Origin of the sequence: Escherichia sp. KTE31 (assembly GCF_000407925.1) — a bacterium.
Taxonomy (GTDB): domain Bacteria; phylum Pseudomonadota; class Gammaproteobacteria; order Enterobacterales; family Enterobacteriaceae; genus Escherichia; species Escherichia ruysiae.
Genome location: NZ_KE136726.1, coordinates 462,903 through 482,729, shown reverse-complemented (window position 1 = coordinate 482,729; position 19,827 = coordinate 462,903). Strand labels below are relative to the sequence as shown.

Below are 19,827 nucleotides of genomic sequence, written 5' to 3'. Positions count from 1 at the left end.
TTGTTTTTGATTAAGTTGGCGTACACGTGGCACATAACGCAAAAGGGCAGGGGCTGATCCTCGACAATGTTTCTGCCGGGTATCACAAGAAAATCATTGTTGATGGTGTTTCTTTCTCCGTTCCCACAGAAAAAATGACCGTTCTGGTTGGGGCAAACGGTTGTGGAAAGTCGACGTTGCTCAGCACCATTGCACGTATCTTGCAACCCATGGGCGGCTCGATATTGCTGGATGGTAAAGCGATTCACGAGCAACCAACGAAAGAGTTATCCCGCAGACTTGGGATCTTGCCGCAGTCGCCATTATTGCCAGAGGGCTTAACCGTTTATGAACTGGTGTCGCGTGGGCGCTTTCCCTGGCAAAATTTCATACGTCAATGGAGCGACGCCGACGAACAGGCGGTAGAAGAGGCACTGAAATTAACCGGTACGCAGGAGTTTGCACATTTACCGGTTGAAAAACTCTCTGGTGGGCAGCGCCAGCGATGCTGGATTGCGATGGTGTTGGCGCAAAAGACGCCTTATATCCTGCTGGATGAACCCACAACCTGGCTTGATTTACGTTATCAGGTTGAAATTCTTGAGTTATTACATGATTTAACGCGTCATCACGGGCGTACAGTCGTCGTGGTGTTGCATGATCTGAATTTTGCCGTGAATTATGGTGATACGTTGATATTTTTACGCCAGGGAAAAGTGGTGCGTGTATTGAATGAGGGGGAGCATTGCACGCCTGAGCTGGTAAAAGCTGTCTTTGACGTTGATGTTCACGCATCAATAAATCCTCTGACGGGGAAACCGTTTTTCATGCCGTTTCGTGGTGTAGAAAAAGTATGATGCGCGCGGGGCTGGTTACTGTATTTTTCTTCGCCTTACTGCTGGTGGGATGCGTGGTATATCCAGGGATTGGTGCCCGATTTATTGCACCACAAACGGTGTTGCAGGCATTTCTTCATTTTGAACCGCAAAACTTCGATCACAACGTAATTGTAAGACTCCGTTTGCCGCGTTTAGCGGCAGCATTGCTGACTGGTGCTTCTCTTGGCGTTGCTGGTGCTTTGTTGCAGGCTGTCATTCGTAACCCATTGGGGGAGCCACATATTTTAGGCTTAAATGCCGGCGCCGCCCTGGCTGTCGTTGCCGCCAGCGCGCTTGGACTGGCCTTTCCTGTTGGGCGCCCACTGCTGGCATCTGCGGGAGGCGCGTTATTGTTCCTGTTGATATTGCTGCTTTCCTCCGCAGGGCGTTCAGGGTTAACGCCAATGAAAGTTACTTTATGCGGCGTGGCGCTATCGGCGTTTGTTTCCTCAATAACGGCTGCAATCCTGATTCTTGACGAGCAAACGTTGCTGGCGATGCGGACATGGTTAGCAGGTGATTTAGCGGGGCAGGATTGGGCGACGCTTGGTACGTCCGCCTGGTTTTCTTTGGGGGGATTTGTATTAGCCCTTTACCTTGCTCCCTCTCTTAACATGTTGGCACTGGGCGATCGTATGGCGCAGGGGCTGGGTGTCTCGGTACTACGCACGCGGACATTCACTTTGATCGCGATCGCGTTGCTTTGCGGTGCTGCCGTATCGATAGCTGGCCCCATTGGCTTTGTCGGCTTGCTAGTACCGCAGATTGTCAGGCGCCTGGTATCAACGGATCTGCGCGTTCTGCTACCTCTTTCAGCTTGTGTCGGCGCCCTTTTGTTATTACTGGCAGATATTATTGCCCGGACGCTTTTCACGCCCCATGAGTTAGCGACCGGTGTCATGACGGCGTTAGTTGGTGCGCCCGTTTTTGTCATTATGGCGACGAGGATGTTTAAATGAGTCAGATAATGAACGTCGGGCTACGCCCACTACGTGTTGGTAAATTTTCGACACTGATTCGCCCTAAAAATCTGCTGTTGCTTAGTGGACTGTCTCTGTTTGCGGTTGGAATACTGATATTCGGTCTGATGCATGGTTCTTTCTCCGTCCCGGCATCGGAAGTAGGACGTGCGTTGTTTGCTCCAGAAAACGTAAGCACCGACGCACGTTATATTGTGCAGGATATCCGCTTGCCGAGAGTCATCATGGCATTGCTATGCGGGGCCATGTTAGGTATGGCAGGGGCCGCAATGCAATCCATTGCGCGTAACGGCCTTGCCGATCCCGGTTTAATCGGCGTTAAAGAAGGATGTAGCGTGGCTGTGCTGTGGCTGATTTTCCAGTTTCCAATGCTGGGAATGTTCTGGCGTCCAGTGGCTGGTCTTGCTGGTGGCTTGTTGGTTGCTTTAATCGTGATTTTTTGCGCGCGCGATATTTCTCGCCCGCGATTTGTTCTGATAGGCATTGGCGTGTCCTGGTTTTTCGCCGCCGGGATCGGTGTATTTATGACCACAGCAGATGTTCGTGATGTACAAACTGCATTGATGTGGTTATCGGGAAGCCTTCATGCAGCCAACTGGATGTTAGTCGGTATTTCAGCCTGTTGGATGGTGCCAGCCGCTCTTTTATTGCTGTTCACCGCCCGGACTGCGGATATCGCTCTGCTTGGTCATCAGATTGCAACCGGGTTAGGTGTGAATAGTTCCCGTCTGGCGTTATTGCGTGTAGCCGCACCAATAATCCTGACAGCCGTCTGCGTTTCGTGTGTTGGTAACATCGGTTTTGTCGGATTGATAGCACCGCATATATCACGTTTTATTCTGCGTGGCGGGCAGACGACATTACTGCTGGGGAGCGCAGTATCGGGGGCGTTATTAGTTATCCTGGCGGATAGCATTGGTCGTTTGGCTTTTTTGCCTTTGCAACTGCCAGCCGGAATCATTATTTCATTGATTGGTGGACCATTCTTTTTGCTACTGCTCTGGCAACGCAGGAACAGTTTTTAACGGGAGTTATATGCGTTTATTTTTTTCTCTGCTGATACTGTTGTCATTTTTTGCCCGTGCAACAGAACCGGTTCAGGTCTTTACTGATGATTTAGGGCGCAAAGTCACTGTTCCTGCACATCCAAAGAGAATTGTCTCTTTACACGACCTTGATATCACTATTCCTCTGATTGAGCTCGGTGTACCTCCTGTCGCCAGCCACGGGCGAACACGGCCTGATGGTAGCCATTTCATTCGATCAGGCGCGTTACTAACAGGCGTCGACTTCGATAATTCATCGATAGCCTTTATTGGAACTGCTGATATTGATATTGAAGCGATTGTGGCGGCAAAGCCTGATCTGATCATCACAGAACCGACCCGTAATACGCCCATTGAACAACTGGAAAAAATTGCGCCCACGGTGAGCATTGATCATCTCAAAGGGGGCGCGCCAGAAATCTACCGCAAGCTGGCAGAACTTACAGGAACGCAGTCGCAGCTGGCGATACTTGAACGCCGCTATCAGGCACAAATCAATGCGCTGAAGGCGACGCTGGACAGCCAAAAAATAACGGTATCGGTGATTCAGGCAAATCAGGGAAAAATTAATGTGATGCATAGCTATCATTCGCTGGGGCGTGTATTACGCGATGCTGGTTTTCGCTTTCCGCCGCTGATTGAGAGCATTCCTGAAGGTGGGCGAATGGATGTGAGCGCGGAGCGTTTGCCTGAACTGGATGCCGATTTTGTTTTTGCAACCTGGCGTGGTGACACCGGTGGTAAACCTCAGGATGAGCTGGCAGCAATGGAAAAAGTCATGCCGGGATGGTGTCAGTTTCTGACGGCCTGTCGTTCCGGGCGCTATGTGCTGATTTCTCGTGAAGAGGCGATTTCTAACTCCTTTGCATCGCTGGGGCTGATAGCCGCGCAGATACAATCACAAATTGCAGGGCGACCTCTACCGGAGGCCAAATGATCCAGAAAGACAAAACGCGGGTTGATATTTTTGGTGAGCGTTTTCGTACTCGCGCCAGTCAGTTAACGCCTGGGTTAAGAGCCGTCGCCAGCTACATTAATGAACATCGTGAAGTGGTACTGGAGCAAACGGCGATGGAAATTGCGGCCACATTGAACACTTCCGATGCCACAGTGATTCGGGCTATCCAGGCCCTGGGGTTTGCCGGGCTGCGCGATCTGAAACGCACTCTGGAACAGTGGCTTGGTCCTGCCCTTAGTTCCAGCGAAAAGATGTCTACGACGGTGAGTAACTTGACGAGCGATGTTAACACCGCAATCGATTTTGTTCTTGAAGGGCATTTGTATACCTGTAATGTCCTGTCAGAGCCTGAAAACCGCCACGCGCTCGCACAAGCGGTAGCCATGCTGGTGCAGGCACGGCAAGTTGTTATTTTTGGCATTGGCGCTTCGGGTATCCTGGCGGACTATACTGCACGGTTATTCAATCGCATTGGCTTACCCGCCACGGCGCTAAACCGTACTGGTATTGGCCTTGCCGAGAAACTGATCGCGCTTCAGCGTGGTGATGTATTGATCATGATGGCGCAAAAATCCGCACACCGGGAAGGACTGACAACGCTGCGTGAAGCAAGACGGCTGGGGATTCCTGTTATTTTGCTGACAAACGCTCTGGATTCGCGTTTTAGCAAAGACGCCAGTATCGTGATTCATGTTCCGCGCGGCGATGAAAAGGGGAAAACGCCGCTACATGGTACGGTATTGTTGTGCCTGGAAATGATTGTCTGGTCGGTGGCTTCCGCAGTGCCGCAGCGTGCGGTTAAAACCATTAAGCGAATTAACGATTTCCATCGGGGTTTGAAAACGGGAAGAAAGAATGGCTAATCTGACCTGAGACCGGTAACAGCACCGGCCTCTTTTCAGAAATGTCAAAGCCCCGGCTGCAGAATACGAATATTCATTTCCAGCACATCGCCTTTTACGGCTTCACTATATGCTTTCATGTGCGGGGTTTGCAGATGCGCTTCAAGATGGGCAATGCTTTCCCATTGCTCAATCATCACGATAGAGTCCGGCGCCATAGACTGGAAACTCACGCCAGCAGCGCAATCCACCATCGGCGCATAGCCGTGGCAACCTTCTTCCTTCAGTACGATTGGAACGATTTTAGCAAACTGATCCAATACCGCCTGACGGTGATGTTGGCCAGGACGAGTACGGATTTCAGCGATTACTGTAAGCATGGTTAACTCCTTCTAAAGCCTGAGCCCTAGTTAACCAAAAATCTCTACAAGATGCTTGCGATATTCTTCAGTATAGCGGGGAACATCAGGCATTTTTATCACGTCATTAGCGATAAATGTCGGCAGCGGTTCCATACCGAGGAATTGGTTTGCTTTATGGAACGGCAGATACACGCCGTCAACGCCGACGCCGTGGAAGAACTGATCTTTTTCGGTGAAGGCTTCCATTGGTGCGTTCCAGGTCAGAGAGAGCATATATTTTTTGCCCTGCACCAGGCCGCCAGAGCCGTATTTTTTCGACGGATCTTTGCGGGTTCGACCATCGCTGGCATACAGCGTACCGTGACCTTCGGTGAACACATCATCAATGTATTTTTTCACCGTCCACGGCGCGCCCATCCACCAGCCAGGCATCTGCCAGATAACCACATCAGCCCAGAGAAAGTTTTGTACTTCGGCTTTGACATCGTAGTCGCTGTCGGCGCGAACGATGCGGACATCATGCCCGAGGTCGCGGAGCGTGCCATCCGCGACTTCGGTCAGGGTGTCGTTCAGTTGACCATTGGAGTGGGCGAATTTCTTCGCGCCGTTGATAATCAGGATATTGCTCATTTTTTATCCTCAAGGTGAGAAGTTTGTCGACTATAGTACGTCACAGAGCGGTACGGTGAAATTAGCAAAATGTGCAAAGTCTTTTGCGAATTTTGCAAAAATCTGTTTTTGCTCTGACTCACCGATGCAGGATAAATATTTTCTGAAAATGACAATACTGATAGCAATTTCTCATAATTCCCACAGGAGAGATGTATTATGCAAATGTTACAGGAGTTTTTCGGGAAAATAATTATGGAGAATATATATGTCAAATATCATATATTTATCAATTAAAGGAAAAGCACAAGGTTTGATCTCTGAGGGCTGTGGTTCGTATGCATCTATTGGTAATAAATATCAAATAAATCATGAGGATGAAATTTTTGTTTTACAGCTCGACCATTCTTTAAGTCGAGAATATAATGTAGTGCATCATCCCATAAAATTTTACAAGCCAATAGATAAATCCTCCCCTTTATTAAATGCTGCTCTTTCTGAAAATGAAGAGTTATCAGCTGTATTTAATTTTTATAGAATTAATTCTGGCGGTTGTATTGAAAGGTTTTACACAATTGAATTGCAAGGGGCTCATTTATCAAATATTCTGACTTGTTATCCACACTCAATTACACATGCGGGTAATCAACCGGAAGAGGTCATTGTTCTTAATTATAAAAATATAACATGGAAGCATCATATCGCGAGTACAGAATCATATAGTTGTTGGGATGAAAGGGTTTTTTAAATATGAAAAACGATCTCACTATAAAAAATAGGTATTGTACAATTCCACAAACGAAGTTCCGTAAATGGGATGAAATGGACGTTTTACTCTGGAAGTTAGGAAAAAATGATTCGCGTCACCGTTCTGGAGTATATTATTTAAATGCTTATAAAGATGCATATGTACAATATAATAGAGATAAAATAATTAAACATGCATATGCTGCAGGGATTCGTCCAGAATTACTTGGCGGTGTAGCCTGGATTGAGTCAGGAGGTATGCCTGAAAATTATAAGTTTCAGATATATGAAACAAAAAGAATGATCGGATTGTTAGATATGCCTGAAAATAAAACATCATTTGGCTCAATGGGTATACAAATACGAACCGCAGCGATTACTCTAGGTCTTGAGCCTTCTGAATTAACTACCAGAAATCAGTTAGAATTAGCGACATGCCTAATGGAGGATGATTTTACCTTTCAAGTTGCCGCTACTCATTTAAGAGATCTTGCCCTTTTTGATTATCCATCTTCGGCAACACTGTATATGACGAATGAGCAGTATATCATGGCTGGTATTAGATATAATCGTGGTGTTGAACGAGATTTAGATTTTTTTGTTTATTTAATAAATAATGTTCCTGCACGTGATACAGATGATTATAAATTCATCTCTTATGGTATGAGGTTGTTAGAGATTAGAGAACATATAAAAAAATTGATTGATGAGTGATCAGATATGTTAAAGAAACAACTACTATCAATATTTGAAGCTCTGTTATATATAATGCTTGCTTATTGGTTGGCAGAAAATTTCTTTGCTTTCAATAAGTATGACTGGATGCTTGAGTCGGGAGACAATATTTGCAGTATACCTTCCGTTTCAGGCGAAGATCGTGTATTACAAGCAATGATTGCAGCATTTTTTCTTCTGACGCCACTTATTATTATCATCTTAAGAAAACTCTTTGTGCGGGAAATGTTTGAGTTTTGGTTATATGTAATCTCTCTCGTTATTTGTCTGTTTTGTGGTTGGTGGCTTTTTTGGGGACGACTTATATTTTGCTATTAATAAAATCTATGAGAGTCGTTTTAACGGCTCTCATAGACATAGGTGTTACCAGCTCACCTTCGCCTCAAATCCACCTTGTTTTGCATTCCCAAACACAACATTCATGCCATGCAATTTGGCGATCCGCTGGACAATCGACAGCCCAAGCCCACTGCCGGTGGCGGTTTGTCCCGGTGGGCGATAGAAACGTTCGCCGATTCGCGCCAGTGCCTCTGGCGTCACACCGGGGCCGTTATCCCTCACGATGAAGTTATCGGCATTCAGCGTGACGTCCACCACGCTGCCTTGTGGGCTGTAGCGCACGGCGTTATCCAGCAGATTTCGTACCAGCAAACTTAGCAATAGCGGTTGTCCGGTGCGTTTGATGCCCTGTGCGTTGAGCGTCAGCCGCACGTCAATTTTCGCCTGCTGCGCCGTGTGGTAAATATCCATTACCGACGATTGCAGGAGATCTTCAAGTGGGATCTCCGCGACATCCTGAAGGTTATCCAGCGAGTCGAGCCGCGACAGAGTGAGCAGTTGATCAACAAGGCGGGTGGCGCGATCGATCCCGGAATGTAATTGAAGCAGTGCTTTTTTCCGTGCCTGTGGATCGTCGTCAGAGAGCTGCGCAACTTCGGTTTGTACTTTCAGCGCCGTTAACGGGCTACGCAGTTCGTGAGCAGCATCGGAGGTAAAGCGTCGTTCACGAACCATCATCGTATGAGTACGGTCGAACAGTTGATTCAGCGACTCGACCAGCGGACGCACTTCGTTGGGTACACCGTCAGCGTTGAGCGGTTTTTCCGAGTCAGGATCGCGCATACGTAGCGCCAGCGCCAGTTTGTTTAGTGGCGAGAGCTCACGACCCAGTAGTACCATCATGATAATCAACATGATAGGCAGCGCGATAAGCCAGGGAATGAGCTGTCCGGTGACAATCGCCAGCGCCATGTCTTCACGGTATTCCCACTCCTGGCCAACAACGATGCGATACTTACCATCGGGGGATGTCATCCAGACAAAACGCCAGGGGTCGTCTTCACCTACCAATTGCCCGTTAGCAAACCCTTCACGTTGATAGCTATAGGGAATATCTTCGCCATTATCGCCATCGTTAAGGACCATGTTGCCGTCGTGAGTAAAGACAGCAAAGGTCAGCGCATCATCATCTACGTGACCGTGTTTTAATTTATTCGGTGTCTGCGCCATACGATCTGCCGCATTGATTTCGTTAAGATCGAGCGTACTTAACCGTTTGGCAAACAGCATCAACTGGGTATCGAATAACTCATCGACATTATCAATTGTTTGTTTCCAGGCGACAAAGCTGGAGAGTAGCCAGGTCACCGAGGCCAGAATCAAAAAGATCAGCGTCAACCTGACTCGCAGACTAAGGCGTTGGGTAAATTTCATTTCTCACCTAATGTGTAGCCAATACCGTGAACGGTGCGAATAAAGTCGCTGCCGAGCTTACGTCGCAGATGATGCACATGCACTTCGATGGCATTGCTGGTGACCTCTTCGTCCCAGGTATACAGTTTTTCTTCAATCAGTTTGCGCGGCAGTACCCGACCGGCGTTACGCATCAGTAATTCCAGCAGAGCAAATTCTTTTGGCTTCAGCGTTAAGAGTTCGCCGGCCTGGGTGGCGATACGTTTGCCTGGGTCGAGCATTACGTTACCGTGATGTAGCTCATTGCTGGCTTGCCCGTTGCTTCGGCGCATCAGAGCTTCCAGCCTGGCTGCGACTTCTATCAATGCAAAAGGTTTACAAAGATAATCGTCGGCTCCCAGACGCAAACCTTCCACGCGTTCCGCCAGGGCATCGCGCGCGGTCAGGATTAATACTGGCTCACGCTGACCTTTATCCCGCCATTCGCGCAAAATATCGCGACCATCCATTCCCGGTAAGGTTAAATCCAGAATTACCGCGTCATAAGGTGCGCTATAAAGCGCCTCTTTTCCCTGACGACCTTCCGTAAACCAGTCAACACTAAAGCCCATCTTACTAAGACCTGTTTTGATGCCGTCGCCAATCAGCATGTCATCTTCTATCAGTAAAATTCGCATCTTTTCATCCCTGCGATAGCTGTATTCGTTGTCAGTAAACCGTGTTGTAACGCGCTCTGTACAGTACTAAATTTTCTTTTTTTTTCTTAAGAAGTTGTTAAGGAGTATCTTGTTTAATGTTCGAAAACAGACATTAAAGGGAGTAACAAACATGAAAAAATTAGCAGCAGTAATTGCAGTAATGGCTCTGTGTAGCGCACCAGTTATGGCAGCAGAGCAGGGTGGTTTTTCTGGACCATCAGCAACGCAAAATCAGGCCGGAGGATTTCAGGGGCCGAACGGCAGTGTAACTAACGTAGAAAACGCAAAATCCCTGCGTGATGATACCTGGGTAACTCTGCGCGGCAATATCGTTGAACGCATCTCTGACGATCTCTACGTGTTCAAAGATGCCAGCGGTACTATCAATGTCGATATCGACCACAAACGCTGGAACGGTGTAACGGTGACACCGAAAGATACGGTTGAGATTCAGGGGGAGGTCGATAAAGACTGGAACTCAGTTGAGATCGACGTTAAACAGATTCGTAAAGTGAATCCGTAATTGTTACCGCTCCCGGGACGCGTTCCCGGGAATAATTTTGCAGGGAGGCAACATGAAAAACCAGGCACTGGCCGTGAACATCATCAATTTCCCTTCAACCCGCGTGGCTTTGTTGCCGCATCGCTGTAGCCCTGAGTTGCTCAACTATAGCGTGGCGAAATTTATCATGTGGCGCAAAGAGACGGGACTTTCCCCTGTTAACCAAAGCCAGACATTTGGCGTCGCCTGGGATGATCCTGCCAGCACCGCGCCGGAAGCGTTTCGCTTTGATATCTGCGGCAGCGTTAGCGAAGCGATTCCGGAGAATCGTTATGGCGTGAGTAATAGTGAGCTTGGCGGAGGACGTTATGCCGTGGCTCGTCATGTTGGCGAGCTGGACGATATTTCGCGCACAGTATGGGGGATCATTCGTCAGTGGCTGCCAGAAAGCGGCGAGAGAATACGTAAAGCGCCGATACTGTTTCACTACACTAATCTGGCTGAAGGGATGTCAGAGCAGCGGCTGGAAACGGATGTCTATGTGCCGTTGGCGTGACGGGAAATATTTTAACGGAGTGTGAGCCAAATCACTCGCGATAAGTTTGAGCTAACAATCCCACCGGCGTATTGTTGTCGGGCTTATAATTTCTCCGGTAAGGAATACCATGTATACGCGAAATTTATTATGGCTGGTCAGCCTGGTAAGTGCGGCTCCTCTCTATGCTGCTGACGTTCCCGCCAACACACCGCTCGCCCCGCAACAAGTCTTTCGTTACAACAATCATAGCGACCCAGGTACGCTCGACCCGCAAAAGGTTGAGGAGAATACTGCTGCGCAGATTGTGCTGGATCTATTTGAAGGTCTGGTATGGATAGACAGTGAAGGCAAAGTGCAACCCGCTCAGGCCGAATCATGGGAGGTGTCAGATGGCGGCAAACGCTATGTTTTCCATTTACGTCACGGCTTACAGTGGTCTGATGGCCAGCCCTTAACGGCACTGGATTTTGTCCTCGGCTGGCAGCGCGCGGTTGACCCCAAAACGGCAAGCCCTTTTGCTGACTATCTGGCACAGGCGCATATTAAAAATGCAGCGGCTATTGTGGTAGGCAAAGCGGATATTGCATCGCTGGGTGTGAAGGCTACCGATGATCGCACTCTTGAAGTCACGCTTGAGCAGCCCGTTCCCTGGTTTACGACCATGCTCGCCTGGCCGACGCTGTTTCCGGTTCCGCATCATGTGATTGCGAAGTATGGCAATAGCTGGAGTAAGCCAGAACATATGGTTTACAACGGTGCTTTTGTGCTTGATAAATGGGTAGTTAACGAAAAGATTACAGCGCGAAAAAATCCTCAATACCGCGATGCAGAGCATACTGTCTTGCAGCAGGTTGAGTATCTGGCGCTGGATAATTCGGTCACCGGCTATAACCGCTATCGTGCGGGAGAGGTTGATCTCACCTGGGTTCCGGCGCAGCAAATTCCTGCAATCGAAAAATCACTTCCTGGCGAGCTGCGAATTATCCCGCGTCTGAACAGCGAATATTACAACTTCAACACCCGGAAACCGCCGTTTGATGACGCCCGTGTGCGGCGGGCGTTGTATCTTACGGTCGACAGGCCGTTAATCGCGCAAAAGATACTTGGGTTGCGAACGCCCGCAACAACGCTGACACCGCCAGAGGTAGAAGGATTTCGTGCGCCAACGTTTGAGGAACTGCAAAAGCCAATGGGTGAGCGTGTCGCGATAGCAAAAGCCTTGCTGAAACAGGCGGGATACGACGCCTCTCATCCGCTACGCTTTGAACTGTTCTACAACAAGTACGATCTGCATGAAAAAACGGCGATAGCCTTGTCTTCCGAATGGAAAAAATGGCTGGGCGCACAGGTGACGCTGCGCACAATGGAGTGGAAAACGTATCTCGATGCCCGGCGTAGCGGTGATTTCATGTTGTCGCGGCAGTCGTGGGATGCGACATATAATGATGCATCCAGCTTCCTGAACACGCTTAAAAGCGATAGTGAAGAGAACGTCGGTCACTGGAAAAATGCAAAGTATGACGCGTTATTGAACCAGGCCGCGCAAACCACCGACGCGGGAAAACGTAATGCGCTGTATCAACAGGCCGAGGCCATTATCAACCAGCAGGCACCGCTCATTCCCATCTACTATCAGCCGCTGATCAAACTGCTTAAACCTTACGTTGGCGGTTTCCCGCTGCATAATCCCCAGGATTATGTCTACAGTAAAGAGTTGTATATCAAGGCACATTGATGCCTTTATCGCCGTCGGAGCACGTCCGGCGGCACTATTCACACTGATCTCCTGTGACTCGACGCGACAGATAATGTAGTATCTCCGGCAATATTGCCCCTTTGAAGGCTGGCGAATAAGTTGAGGAATCAGAATTAATGAGCGATATGGCAGAGCGCCTTGCGCTACATGAATTTACGGAAAACGCCTACTTAAACTACTCCATGTACGTCATCATGGATCGTGCGTTGCCGTTTATTGGTGATGGTCTGAAACCTGTTCAGCGCCGCATTGTGTATGCGATGTCAGAACTGGGTCTGAATGCTACCGCCAAATTTAAAAAATCGGCCCGTACTGTGGGTGACGTACTGGGTAAATACCATCCGCACGGTGACAGCGCCTGCTATGAAGCGATGGTACTAATGGCGCAGCCGTTTTCTTACCGTTATCCGCTGGTTGATGGGCAGGGAAACTGGGGGGCACCGGACGATCCGAAATCGTTCGCGGCAATGCGTTATACCGAATCCCGCCTGTCGAAATATTCTGAGCTGTTACTGAGTGAGCTGGGGCAAGGGACGGCGGACTGGGTGCCAAACTTCGACGGCACGTTGCAGGAGCCGAAAATGCTGCCTGCCCGCCTGCCGAATATTTTGCTTAACGGCACCACCGGTATTGCTGTCGGGATGGCGACGGACATTCCGCCACACAACCTGCGTGAAGTCGCCCAGGCGGCAATCGCTTTAATCGACCAGCCGAAAACCACGCTTGACCAGTTGCTGGATATTGTTCAGGGCCCGGACTACCCGACCGAAGCGGAAATTATCACCTCCCGCGCCGAGATCCGTAAAATCTACGAGAACGGTCGTGGTTCTGTGCGTATGCGCGCGGTGTGGAAGAAAGAAGATGGCGCGGTAGTTATCAGCGCCTTACCGCATCAGGTTTCTGGTGCGCGCGTACTGGAGCAAATTGCTGCGCAAATGCGCAACAAAAAGCTGCCGATGGTTGACGATCTGCGCGATGAATCTGACCACGAGAACCCGACCCGTCTGGTGATTGTGCCGCGTTCTAATCGTGTGGATATGGATCAGGTGATGAATCATCTGTTTGCCACGACCGATCTGGAAAAGAGCTATCGTATCAACCTCAATATGATTGGTCTGGATGGGCGTCCGGCGGTGAAAAACCTGCTGGAAATCCTCTCCGAATGGCTGGTGTTCCGTCGCGATACCGTGCGCCGCCGTCTCAATTATCGTCTGGAGAAAGTCCTCAAGCGCCTGCATATTCTTGAAGGTTTGCTGGTGGCGTTTCTCAATATCGACGAAGTGATTGAGATCATTCGTAATGAAGATGAACCGAAACCGGCACTGATGTCGCGTTTTGGCATTACGGAAACCCAGGCGGAAGCGATCCTTGAACTGAAACTGCGTCATCTCGCCAAACTGGAAGAGATGAAGATTCGCGGTGAGCAGAACGAACTGGAAAAAGAGCGCGACCAGTTGCAGAGCATTCTGGCTTCCGAGCGCAAGATGAATAACCTGCTGAAGAAAGAGCTACAGGCCGACGCACAAGCCTATGGCGACGATCGCCGTTCGCCGTTGCAGGAACGCGAAGAAGCGAAAGCGATGAGCGAGCACGATATGCTGCCGTCCGAACCCGTTACCATTGTGCTGTCACAGATGGGTTGGGTACGCAGCGCCAAAGGCCATGACATCGACGCACCAGGCCTGAACTATAAAGCGGGCGATAGCTTCAAAGCGGCGGTGAAAGGCAAGAGCAACCAACCGGTGGTATTTGTTGATTCCACTGGTCGTAGCTACGCCATCGACCCGATTACGCTGCCGTCGGCGCGTGGTCAGGGCGAACCACTCACCGGTAAACTGACGTTACCGCCAGGTGCCACTGTTGATCACATGCTAATGGAAAGCGACGATAAGAAACTGTTGATGGCTTCCGATGCTGGCTATGGATTCGTCTGCACCTTTAATGATCTTGTTGCCCGTAACCGTGCAGGTAAAGCATTGATTACCTTACCTGAAAATGCGCATGTTATGCCGCCAGTAGTGATTGAAGATGCCTCTGATATGCTACTGGCTATCACCCTGGCGGGACGTATGTTGATGTTCCCGGTAAGCGAGCTTCCGCAACTGTCGAAGGGTAAAGGCAACAAGATCATCAACATCCCATCGGCAGAAGCTGCGCGGGGCGAGGATGGTCTGGCACACCTGTATGTACTGCCGCCGCAGAGCACTCTGACTATTCATGTCGGGAAACGCAAAATCAAACTGCGCCCGGAAGAGTTGCTGAAAGTGACCGGGGAGCGTGGTCGCCGTGGCACCTTGATGCGAGGTTTACAGCGTATCGACCGTGTCGAGATTGACTCACCTCACCGCGCCAGCAGTAGCGATAGCGAAGAGTAACATGCCGGAGGGGCTTTCTCCCGTTTGTAAGGAACGCCGGATGACACGTTAAGTCGTCATCCGGCAGCGTAATCAGCCCCAGGAAACGATAAAAATTCCCTTGAAACCGTTGTTTATTCATGCGTTGCGATTAACAATACGCTTTTCCAGAGAGCGGCTTTTAACAATGCCCTAACCTGATTTCAGGTGACGTACAATGCCAGTCTCTCAGATCTTCAGAGGGTGTTATGCTATATATCTTTCGTCTTATTATTACCGTTATTTACAGCATCTTAGTCTGTGTTTTCGGCTCCATTTACTGCCTTTTCAGCCCGCGAAATCCAAAGCATGTAGCCACCTTCGGGCATATGTTTGGGCGCCTTGCGCCGCTGTACGGGCTGAAAGTTGAGTGTCGCAAACCTGCAGATGCTGAAAGCTATGGTAATGCTATCTATATTGCTAACCACCAGAACAATTATGACATGGTGACAGCATCGAACATCGTGCAGCCGCCGACGGTCACAGTGGGTAAAAAGAGTTTGCTGTGGATCCCCTTCTTTGGGCAGTTGTACTGGTTAACCGGCAACTTATTGATCGACAGAAACAACCGTACTAAGGCGCACGGCACTATCGCGGAAGTGGTGAATCACTTCAAAAAACGCCGTATTTCCATCTGGATGTTCCCGGAAGGAACGCGCAGCCGTGGTCGCGGTCTGTTGCCGTTTAAAACTGGGGCATTCCATGCGGCAATTGCGGCAGGCGTCCCGATTATTCCCGTGTGTGTTTCCACGACTTCGAATAAGATTAATCTTAATCGACTGAATAATGGTTTAGTGATCGTAGAAATGCTGCCGCCAATTGACATCAGTCAATATGGTAAAGATCAGGTTCGCGAGCTGGCTGCTCATTGTCGTTCGATAATGGAACAAAAAATCGCCGAGCTCGATAAAGAAGTCGCAGAGCGCGAAGCCGCCGGAAAAGTTTAAGTCGGCAATCTGTTTTTTGCGGGGATGTTTTCCTGCACGGTATTACTTTAGCCAGTTTTACATGGAGCAAATATGTCACTCAGTCGGCGTCAGTTCATTCAGGCATCGGGGATCGCACTGTGTGCAGGTGCTGTCCCCCTGAAGGCAAGCGCAGCCGGTCAACAGCAACCACTGCCCGTTCCGCCGCTGCTTGAATCTCGCCGTGGGCAACCGCTATTTATGACAGTACAACGTGCGCACTGGTCATTTACGCCAGGAACGCGCGCGTCGGTTTGGGGTATCAATGGTCGCTACCTGGGGCCGACTATCCGCGTCTGGAAGGGCGACGATGTTAAGCTGATTTACAGCAACCGACTGACAGAAAATGTCTCAATGACAGTGGCTGGATTACAAGTGCCAGGACCACTGATGGGCGGTCCGGCACGTATGATGTCGCCAAACGCTGACTGGGCGCCTGTGCTACCAATTCGCCAGAATGCTGCGACTTTGTGGTATCACGCTAATACACCGAATCGCACCGCTCAGCAGGTCTATAACGGCCTTGCCGGGATGTGGCTGGTGGAAGATGAAGTCAGCAAGTCGCTGCCCATTCCTAACCATTATGGTGTGGATGATTTTCCTGTCATTATCCAGGATAAACGGCTGGATAACTTTGGTACGCCAGAATACAACGAACCGGGAAGCGGCGGCTTTGTTGGCGATACGCTGCTGGTCAACGGTGTACAAAGCCCGTACGTTGAAGTTTCGCGCGGTTGGGTGCGCCTGCGCCTGCTGAACGCATCGAACTCCCGTCGCTATCAACTGCAGATGAGCGATGGTCGTCCGTTGCACGTGATTTCTGGCGATCAGGGATTCCTGCCTGCTCCCGTGTCGGTGAAGCAGCTTTCGCTGGCGCCGGGCGAACGCCGTGAAATTCTGGTGGATATGAGCAACGGTGATGAAGTGTCTATCACCTGTGGCGAAGCGGCGAGCATTGTTGATCGTATTCGTGGCTTCTTTGAGCCGTCCAGCATTCTGGTTTCCACGTTGGTGCTAACGTTGCGCCCGACCGGCCTTCTGCCGCTGGTCACTGACAGCCTGCCGATGCGCTTGTTACCGACTGAAATAATGGCCGGTTCACCGATTCGCAGCCGTGATATTAGCCTGGGCGATGATCCCGGCATCAACGGGCAGCTATGGGACGTTAATCGCATTGATGTTGCTGCCCAGCAGGGAACGTGGGAACGCTGGACGGTACGCGCGGACGAGCCGCAATCATTCCATATTGAAGGTGTGATGTTCCAGATCCGCAACGTGAATGGCGCAATGCCATTCCCGGAAGACAGAGGCTGGAAAGATACCGTCTGGGTTGATGGACAAGTGGAACTGCTTGTTTATTACGGTCAGCCTTCCTGGGCGCATTTCCCGTTTTACTTTGGTAGCCAGACACTGGAAATGGCGGATCGCGGCTCTATTGGGCAGTTGTTGGTTAATCCAGTGCCTTAATCGCCATACTCGCCCGAGGAGGGCGAGTATGGAATACCTTTCGATTTCTCTTTCGTTCCGGCTTATAATCCCCGGCCTTTGATTATTTTTTTATCATTTCTGGAAGCAAAATGAGCTCTATCTCCCTGATCCAACCGGATCGCGACCTGTTCTCCTGGCCGCAGTACTGGGCCGCCTGTTTTGGACCGGCACCGTTTTTACCGATGTCTCGTGAAGAGATGGATCAACTTGGCTGGGATAGCTGCGACATCATTTTGGTTACTGGCGACGCGTATGTCGATCACCCAAGCTTCGGGATGGCGATTTGCGGTCGTATGCTGGAGGCGCAGGGCTTTCGCGTCGGGATCATCGCCCAGCCGGACTGGAGCAGCAAAGACGACTTTATGCGTCTGGGTAAACCGAATCTGTTTTTCGGCGTGACCGCAGGCAATATGGACTCGATGATCAACCGTTACACTGCCGATCGCCGTTTGCGTCATGACGATGCTTACACGCCGGATAACGTCGCGGGTAAGCGCCCGGATCGCGCCACGCTGGTTTATACCCAACGTTGTAAAGAGGCATGGAAAGATGTGCCAGTGATCCTCGGCGGTATTGAAGCCAGCCTGCGCCGTACCGCGCATTATGATTACTGGTCTGATACCGTGCGCCGTTCCGTGCTGGTGGATTCCAAAGCCGACATGCTGATGTTCGGTAACGGTGAGCGTCCACTGGTGGAAGTGGCACATCGTCTGGCGATGGGCGAGCCGATTAGCGAAATCCGCGATGTACGTAATACCGCGATTATCGTGAAAGAGGCGCTGCCTGGCTGGAGCGGCGTGGATTCTACTCGTCTTGATACACCAGGGAAAATCGACCCTATTCCGCATCCGTATGGCGAAGATTTGCCGTGTGCGGATAACAAACCGGTGGCTCCGAAAAAACAAGAAGCCAAAGCCGTTACCGTGCAGCCGCCGCGCCCGAAACCGTGGGAAAAAACCTACGTTTTGTTACCTTCTTTCGAGAAAGTAAAGGCAGATAAAGTGCTGTACGCTCATGCTTCGCGTATTTTGCACCACGAAACCAACCCTGGCTGTGCCCGCGCGCTGATGCAAAAACATGGCGACCGCTATGTGTGGATCAACCCGCCAGCTATTCCGCTTTCTACCGAAGAGATGGACAGCGTTTTTGCGCTGCCGTACAAGCGCGTGCCGCATCCGGCTTACGGTAATGCCCGTATTCCGGCTTACGAAATGATCCGTTTCTCGGTCAACATTATGCGAGGCTGCTTTGGCGGCTGCTCTTTCTGCTCTATTACCGAGCATGAAGGGCGCATTATTCAGAGCCGTTCGGAAGATTCGATTATCAATGAGATTGAAGCGATCCGCGACACCGTTCCGGGCTTTACGGGCGTGATTTCCGATCTCGGTGGGCCAACTGCCAACATGTATATGTTGCGCTGCAAGTCACCACGCGCCGAGCAAACTTGTCGCCGTTTGTCGTGTGTTTACCCGGATATTTGCCCGCATATGGACACTAACCACGAACCGACGATCAACCTCTATCGCCGCGCGCGCGATCTGAAAGGCATTAAAAAGATCCTGATCGCCTCCGGTGTGCGTTATGACATCGCCGTGGAAGATCCGCGCTATATCAAAGAGCTGGCAACCCATCACGTTGGCGGTTATCTGAAGATTGCCCCGGAACATACCGAAGAAGGGCCGTTGTCGAAGATGATGAAGCCGGGCATGGGTAGCTATGACCGCTTTAAAGAACTGTTCGACACCTACTCGAAACAGGCAGGTAAAGAGCAGTATCTGATCCCGTATTTCATCTCCGCGCACCCCGGTACACGCGATGAAGATATGGTGAATCTGGCGCTGTGGCTGAAGAAACATCGCTTCCGTCTCGACCAGGTACAGAACTTCTATCCGTCGCCGCTGGCTAACTCAACCACCATGTATTACACCGGCAAAAATCCGCTGGCGAAAATTGGTTATAAGAGCGAAGACGTCTTCGTGCCGAAGGGCGACAAGCAGCGTCGTTTGCATAAAGCGTTGTTGCGTTACCACGATCCGGCAAACTGGCCGTTAATCCGCCAGGCGCTGGAAGCGATGGGTAAAAAGCATCTAATTGGCAGCCGTCGCGATTGCTTGGTGCCTGCGCCAACCATTGAAGAGATGCGCGAAGCTCGCCGACAGAACCGTAACACCCGTCCGGCGTTGACCAAACATACGCCAATGGCGACTCAGCGTCAGACGCCTGCTACGACAAAGAAAGCGTCGCCTGTGCAATCTCGCCCTGTGAATGCCGGTGCGAAGAAACGCCCTAAAGCGGCGACTGGACGTTAAAAAAACATCCCCGGTAACTGAATGCTGCCGGGGATTTTTTTATCATTCTGCGTACATACGCAAGCAGCGCAGGCAATCGAAATAGTCCTGCGCATCAAGGCGTGTATTGGCTCTGTTAGCTTCGGATTTGGCGGCGTAGATTTGCGGGCGTAATGCTTTTATATCCTGCTCAAGCCTGGCGATTTTGGTATTTAATGTTTGTACATTACCTGCCAGTTGATTGACCTTTTGCTCATTGACGCAACCACTTAATAAGCCGGCTACCAGAATGAGTGCTCCCACGGTGAAAATCTTTTTCATTATTTATTTCTCCCTGTTTTTTATTGTTCTGATTAATAGTTGATTGACGT

The 19,827-nt window shown here is 50.1% G+C and carries 20 protein-coding genes; 15 read left to right on the top strand and 5 right to left on the bottom strand.

Annotated elements, in window-relative coordinates; translation table 11 throughout:
- Nucleotides 1-26 precede the first annotated feature (26 nt).
- From WES_RS03360 to WES_RS03380, 5 genes are read left to right on the top strand one after another with little or no spacing between them, the layout of a single operon-like run.
- Nucleotides 27-836, top strand: coding sequence for an ABC transporter ATP-binding protein (locus WES_RS03360; RefSeq protein ID WP_000940877.1), 810 nt, complete (start codon nucleotides 27-29; stop codon nucleotides 834-836).
- The gene (locus tag WES_RS03365; RefSeq protein WP_016159770.1) at nucleotides 833-1,816 is read left to right on the top strand and encodes a FecCD family ABC transporter permease; all 984 of its coding nucleotides are present in this window, start codon (nucleotides 833-835) and stop codon (nucleotides 1,814-1,816) included. The genes WES_RS03360 and WES_RS03365 overlap by 4 nt, the downstream gene beginning before the upstream one ends.
- An 8-nt stretch (nucleotides 1,817-1,824) precedes the next feature.
- Complete coding sequence (locus WES_RS03370) at nucleotides 1,825-2,862, top strand: FecCD family ABC transporter permease (protein ID WP_032147951.1); 1,038 nt, start codon at nucleotides 1,825-1,827, stop codon at nucleotides 2,860-2,862.
- A gap of 10 nt (nucleotides 2,863-2,872) precedes the next feature.
- Nucleotides 2,873-3,820: an iron-siderophore ABC transporter substrate-binding protein gene (locus tag WES_RS03375; protein WP_016159772.1), complete on the top strand. Its 948-nt coding sequence runs from the start codon at nucleotides 2,873-2,875 to the stop codon at nucleotides 3,818-3,820.
- On the top strand, nucleotides 3,817-4,704 hold the full coding sequence (locus tag WES_RS03380; RefSeq protein WP_016159773.1) for a MurR/RpiR family transcriptional regulator: 888 nt from the start codon (nucleotides 3,817-3,819) through the stop codon (nucleotides 4,702-4,704). Before WES_RS03375 ends, WES_RS03380 begins: the two co-directional genes overlap by 4 nt.
- Before the next feature lie 44 nt (nucleotides 4,705-4,748).
- Here the strand turns inward: WES_RS03380 and WES_RS03385 are convergent, their stop codons facing one another.
- Both WES_RS03385 and mdaB read right to left on the bottom strand, forming a co-directional pair.
- A complete protein-coding gene (locus WES_RS03385) occupies nucleotides 4,749-5,063 on the bottom strand; it encodes a putative quinol monooxygenase (RefSeq protein ID WP_000958592.1) in 315 nt (104 codons plus the stop codon).
- 30 nt (nucleotides 5,064-5,093) lie between these two features.
- On the bottom strand, nucleotides 5,094-5,675 hold the full coding sequence (mdaB, locus tag WES_RS03390; RefSeq protein ID WP_000065430.1) for an NADPH:quinone oxidoreductase MdaB: 582 nt from the start codon (nucleotides 5,673-5,675) through the stop codon (nucleotides 5,094-5,096).
- 247 nt (nucleotides 5,676-5,922) lie between these two features.
- Here mdaB and WES_RS24600 point away from each other — a divergent pair, with 247 nt between their 5' ends.
- From WES_RS24600 to WES_RS03405, 3 genes are read left to right on the top strand one after another with little or no spacing between them, the layout of a single operon-like run.
- Nucleotides 5,923-6,402, top strand: coding sequence for an Hcp family type VI secretion system effector (locus WES_RS24600; RefSeq protein WP_016159774.1), 480 nt, complete (start codon nucleotides 5,923-5,925; stop codon nucleotides 6,400-6,402).
- Between the two features lie 2 nt (nucleotides 6,403-6,404).
- On the top strand, nucleotides 6,405-7,115 hold the full coding sequence (locus WES_RS24595) for a hypothetical protein (protein ID WP_016159775.1): 711 nt from the start codon (nucleotides 6,405-6,407) through the stop codon (nucleotides 7,113-7,115).
- A gap of 6 nt (nucleotides 7,116-7,121) precedes the next feature.
- On the top strand, nucleotides 7,122-7,454 hold the full coding sequence (locus WES_RS03405; RefSeq protein WP_016159776.1) for a DUF2645 family protein: 333 nt from the start codon (nucleotides 7,122-7,124) through the stop codon (nucleotides 7,452-7,454).
- 45 nt (nucleotides 7,455-7,499) lie between these two features.
- Here WES_RS03405 and qseC read toward each other — a convergent pair whose 3' ends face one another.
- Together qseC and qseB are read right to left on the bottom strand one after the other, a co-directional pair.
- Complete coding sequence (gene qseC, locus WES_RS03410; protein WP_016159777.1) at nucleotides 7,500-8,849, bottom strand: quorum sensing histidine kinase QseC; 1,350 nt, start codon at nucleotides 8,847-8,849, stop codon at nucleotides 7,500-7,502.
- Nucleotides 8,846-9,505 (bottom strand): quorum sensing response regulator transcription factor QseB, encoded by a 660-nt coding sequence (gene qseB, locus WES_RS03415; RefSeq protein ID WP_001221480.1) that lies wholly within the window; start codon nucleotides 9,503-9,505, stop codon nucleotides 8,846-8,848. The genes qseC and qseB overlap by 4 nt, the downstream gene beginning before the upstream one ends.
- Before the next feature lie 151 nt (nucleotides 9,506-9,656).
- On the opposite strand from qseB, the gene ygiW reads away from it, so the two are divergent.
- The 7 genes from ygiW (at nucleotide 9,657) to WES_RS03450 (ending at nucleotide 19,477) form a co-directional block, all read left to right on the top strand.
- On the top strand, nucleotides 9,657-10,049 hold the full coding sequence (ygiW, locus tag WES_RS03420; RefSeq protein WP_000731637.1) for an OB fold stress tolerance protein YgiW: 393 nt from the start codon (nucleotides 9,657-9,659) through the stop codon (nucleotides 10,047-10,049).
- A 52-nt stretch (nucleotides 10,050-10,101) separates the two neighbouring features.
- Nucleotides 10,102-10,584, top strand: a complete 483-nt coding sequence (locus WES_RS03425) for an AraC family transcriptional regulator (RefSeq protein WP_016159778.1) — start codon at nucleotides 10,102-10,104, stop codon at nucleotides 10,582-10,584.
- Between the two features lie 109 nt (nucleotides 10,585-10,693).
- The gene (locus WES_RS03430) at nucleotides 10,694-12,301 is read left to right on the top strand and encodes an ABC transporter substrate-binding protein (protein WP_016159779.1); all 1,608 of its coding nucleotides are present in this window, start codon (nucleotides 10,694-10,696) and stop codon (nucleotides 12,299-12,301) included.
- A 137-nt stretch (nucleotides 12,302-12,438) separates the two neighbouring features.
- Complete coding sequence (gene parC, locus WES_RS03435; protein WP_001281916.1) at nucleotides 12,439-14,697, top strand: DNA topoisomerase IV subunit A; 2,259 nt, start codon at nucleotides 12,439-12,441, stop codon at nucleotides 14,695-14,697.
- A gap of 227 nt (nucleotides 14,698-14,924) precedes the next feature.
- Nucleotides 14,925-15,662 carry a 1-acylglycerol-3-phosphate O-acyltransferase gene (gene plsC, locus WES_RS03440; RefSeq protein WP_000965724.1) on the top strand — a complete coding sequence of 246 codons (738 nt, stop codon included), beginning with the start codon at nucleotides 14,925-14,927 and terminating at the stop codon, nucleotides 15,660-15,662.
- A 72-nt stretch (nucleotides 15,663-15,734) separates the two neighbouring features.
- Nucleotides 15,735-17,147 carry a cell division protein FtsP gene (gene ftsP / locus WES_RS03445; protein WP_000059392.1) on the top strand — a complete coding sequence of 471 codons (1,413 nt, stop codon included), beginning with the start codon at nucleotides 15,735-15,737 and terminating at the stop codon, nucleotides 17,145-17,147.
- Nucleotides 17,148-17,257: 110 nt separating this feature from the next.
- Nucleotides 17,258-19,477, top strand: coding sequence for a YgiQ family radical SAM protein (locus WES_RS03450; RefSeq protein WP_016159780.1), 2,220 nt, complete (start codon nucleotides 17,258-17,260; stop codon nucleotides 19,475-19,477).
- 42 nt (nucleotides 19,478-19,519) lie between these two features.
- On the opposite strand, the gene yqhH is transcribed toward WES_RS03450, so the two are convergent.
- On the bottom strand, nucleotides 19,520-19,777 hold the full coding sequence (gene yqhH, locus WES_RS03455) for a lipoprotein YqhH (protein WP_016159781.1): 258 nt from the start codon (nucleotides 19,775-19,777) through the stop codon (nucleotides 19,520-19,522).
- Between the last annotated feature and the right edge of the window lie 50 nt (nucleotides 19,778-19,827).

Bases quoted from the DNA above. Each gene is read 5' to 3' on its own strand.
- WES_RS03365 (WP_016159770.1), top strand. From the start codon at position 833: ATGATGCGCGCGGGGCTGGTTACTGTATTTTTCTTCGCCTTACTGCTG.
- WES_RS03370 (WP_032147951.1), top strand. From the start codon at position 1,825: ATGAACGTCGGGCTACGCCCACTACGTGTTGGTAAATTTTCGACACTG.
- WES_RS03375 (WP_016159772.1), top strand. From the start codon at position 2,873: ATGCGTTTATTTTTTTCTCTGCTGATACTGTTGTCATTTTTTGCCCGT.
- WES_RS03380 (WP_016159773.1), top strand. From the start codon at position 3,817: ATGATCCAGAAAGACAAAACGCGGGTTGATATTTTTGGTGAGCGTTTT.
- WES_RS03385 (WP_000958592.1), bottom strand. From the start codon at position 5,063: ATGCTTACAGTAATCGCTGAAATCCGTACTCGTCCTGGCCAACATCAC.
- mdaB (WP_000065430.1), bottom strand. From the start codon at position 5,675: ATGAGCAATATCCTGATTATCAACGGCGCGAAGAAATTCGCCCACTCC.
- WES_RS24600 (WP_016159774.1), top strand. From the start codon at position 5,923: ATGTCAAATATCATATATTTATCAATTAAAGGAAAAGCACAAGGTTTG.
- WES_RS24595 (WP_016159775.1), top strand. From the start codon at position 6,405: ATGAAAAACGATCTCACTATAAAAAATAGGTATTGTACAATTCCACAA.
- WES_RS03405 (WP_016159776.1), top strand. From the start codon at position 7,122: ATGTTAAAGAAACAACTACTATCAATATTTGAAGCTCTGTTATATATA.
- qseC (WP_016159777.1), bottom strand. From the start codon at position 8,849: ATGAAATTTACCCAACGCCTTAGTCTGCGAGTCAGGTTGACGCTGATC.
- qseB (WP_001221480.1), bottom strand. From the start codon at position 9,505: ATGCGAATTTTACTGATAGAAGATGACATGCTGATTGGCGACGGCATC.
- ygiW (WP_000731637.1), top strand. From the start codon at position 9,657: ATGAAAAAATTAGCAGCAGTAATTGCAGTAATGGCTCTGTGTAGCGCA.
- WES_RS03425 (WP_016159778.1), top strand. From the start codon at position 10,102: ATGAAAAACCAGGCACTGGCCGTGAACATCATCAATTTCCCTTCAACC.
- WES_RS03430 (WP_016159779.1), top strand. From the start codon at position 10,694: ATGTATACGCGAAATTTATTATGGCTGGTCAGCCTGGTAAGTGCGGCT.
- parC (WP_001281916.1), top strand. From the start codon at position 12,439: ATGAGCGATATGGCAGAGCGCCTTGCGCTACATGAATTTACGGAAAAC.
- plsC (WP_000965724.1), top strand. From the start codon at position 14,925: ATGCTATATATCTTTCGTCTTATTATTACCGTTATTTACAGCATCTTA.
- ftsP (WP_000059392.1), top strand. From the start codon at position 15,735: ATGTCACTCAGTCGGCGTCAGTTCATTCAGGCATCGGGGATCGCACTG.
- WES_RS03450 (WP_016159780.1), top strand. From the start codon at position 17,258: ATGAGCTCTATCTCCCTGATCCAACCGGATCGCGACCTGTTCTCCTGG.
- yqhH (WP_016159781.1), bottom strand. From the start codon at position 19,777: ATGAAAAAGATTTTCACCGTGGGAGCACTCATTCTGGTAGCCGGCTTA.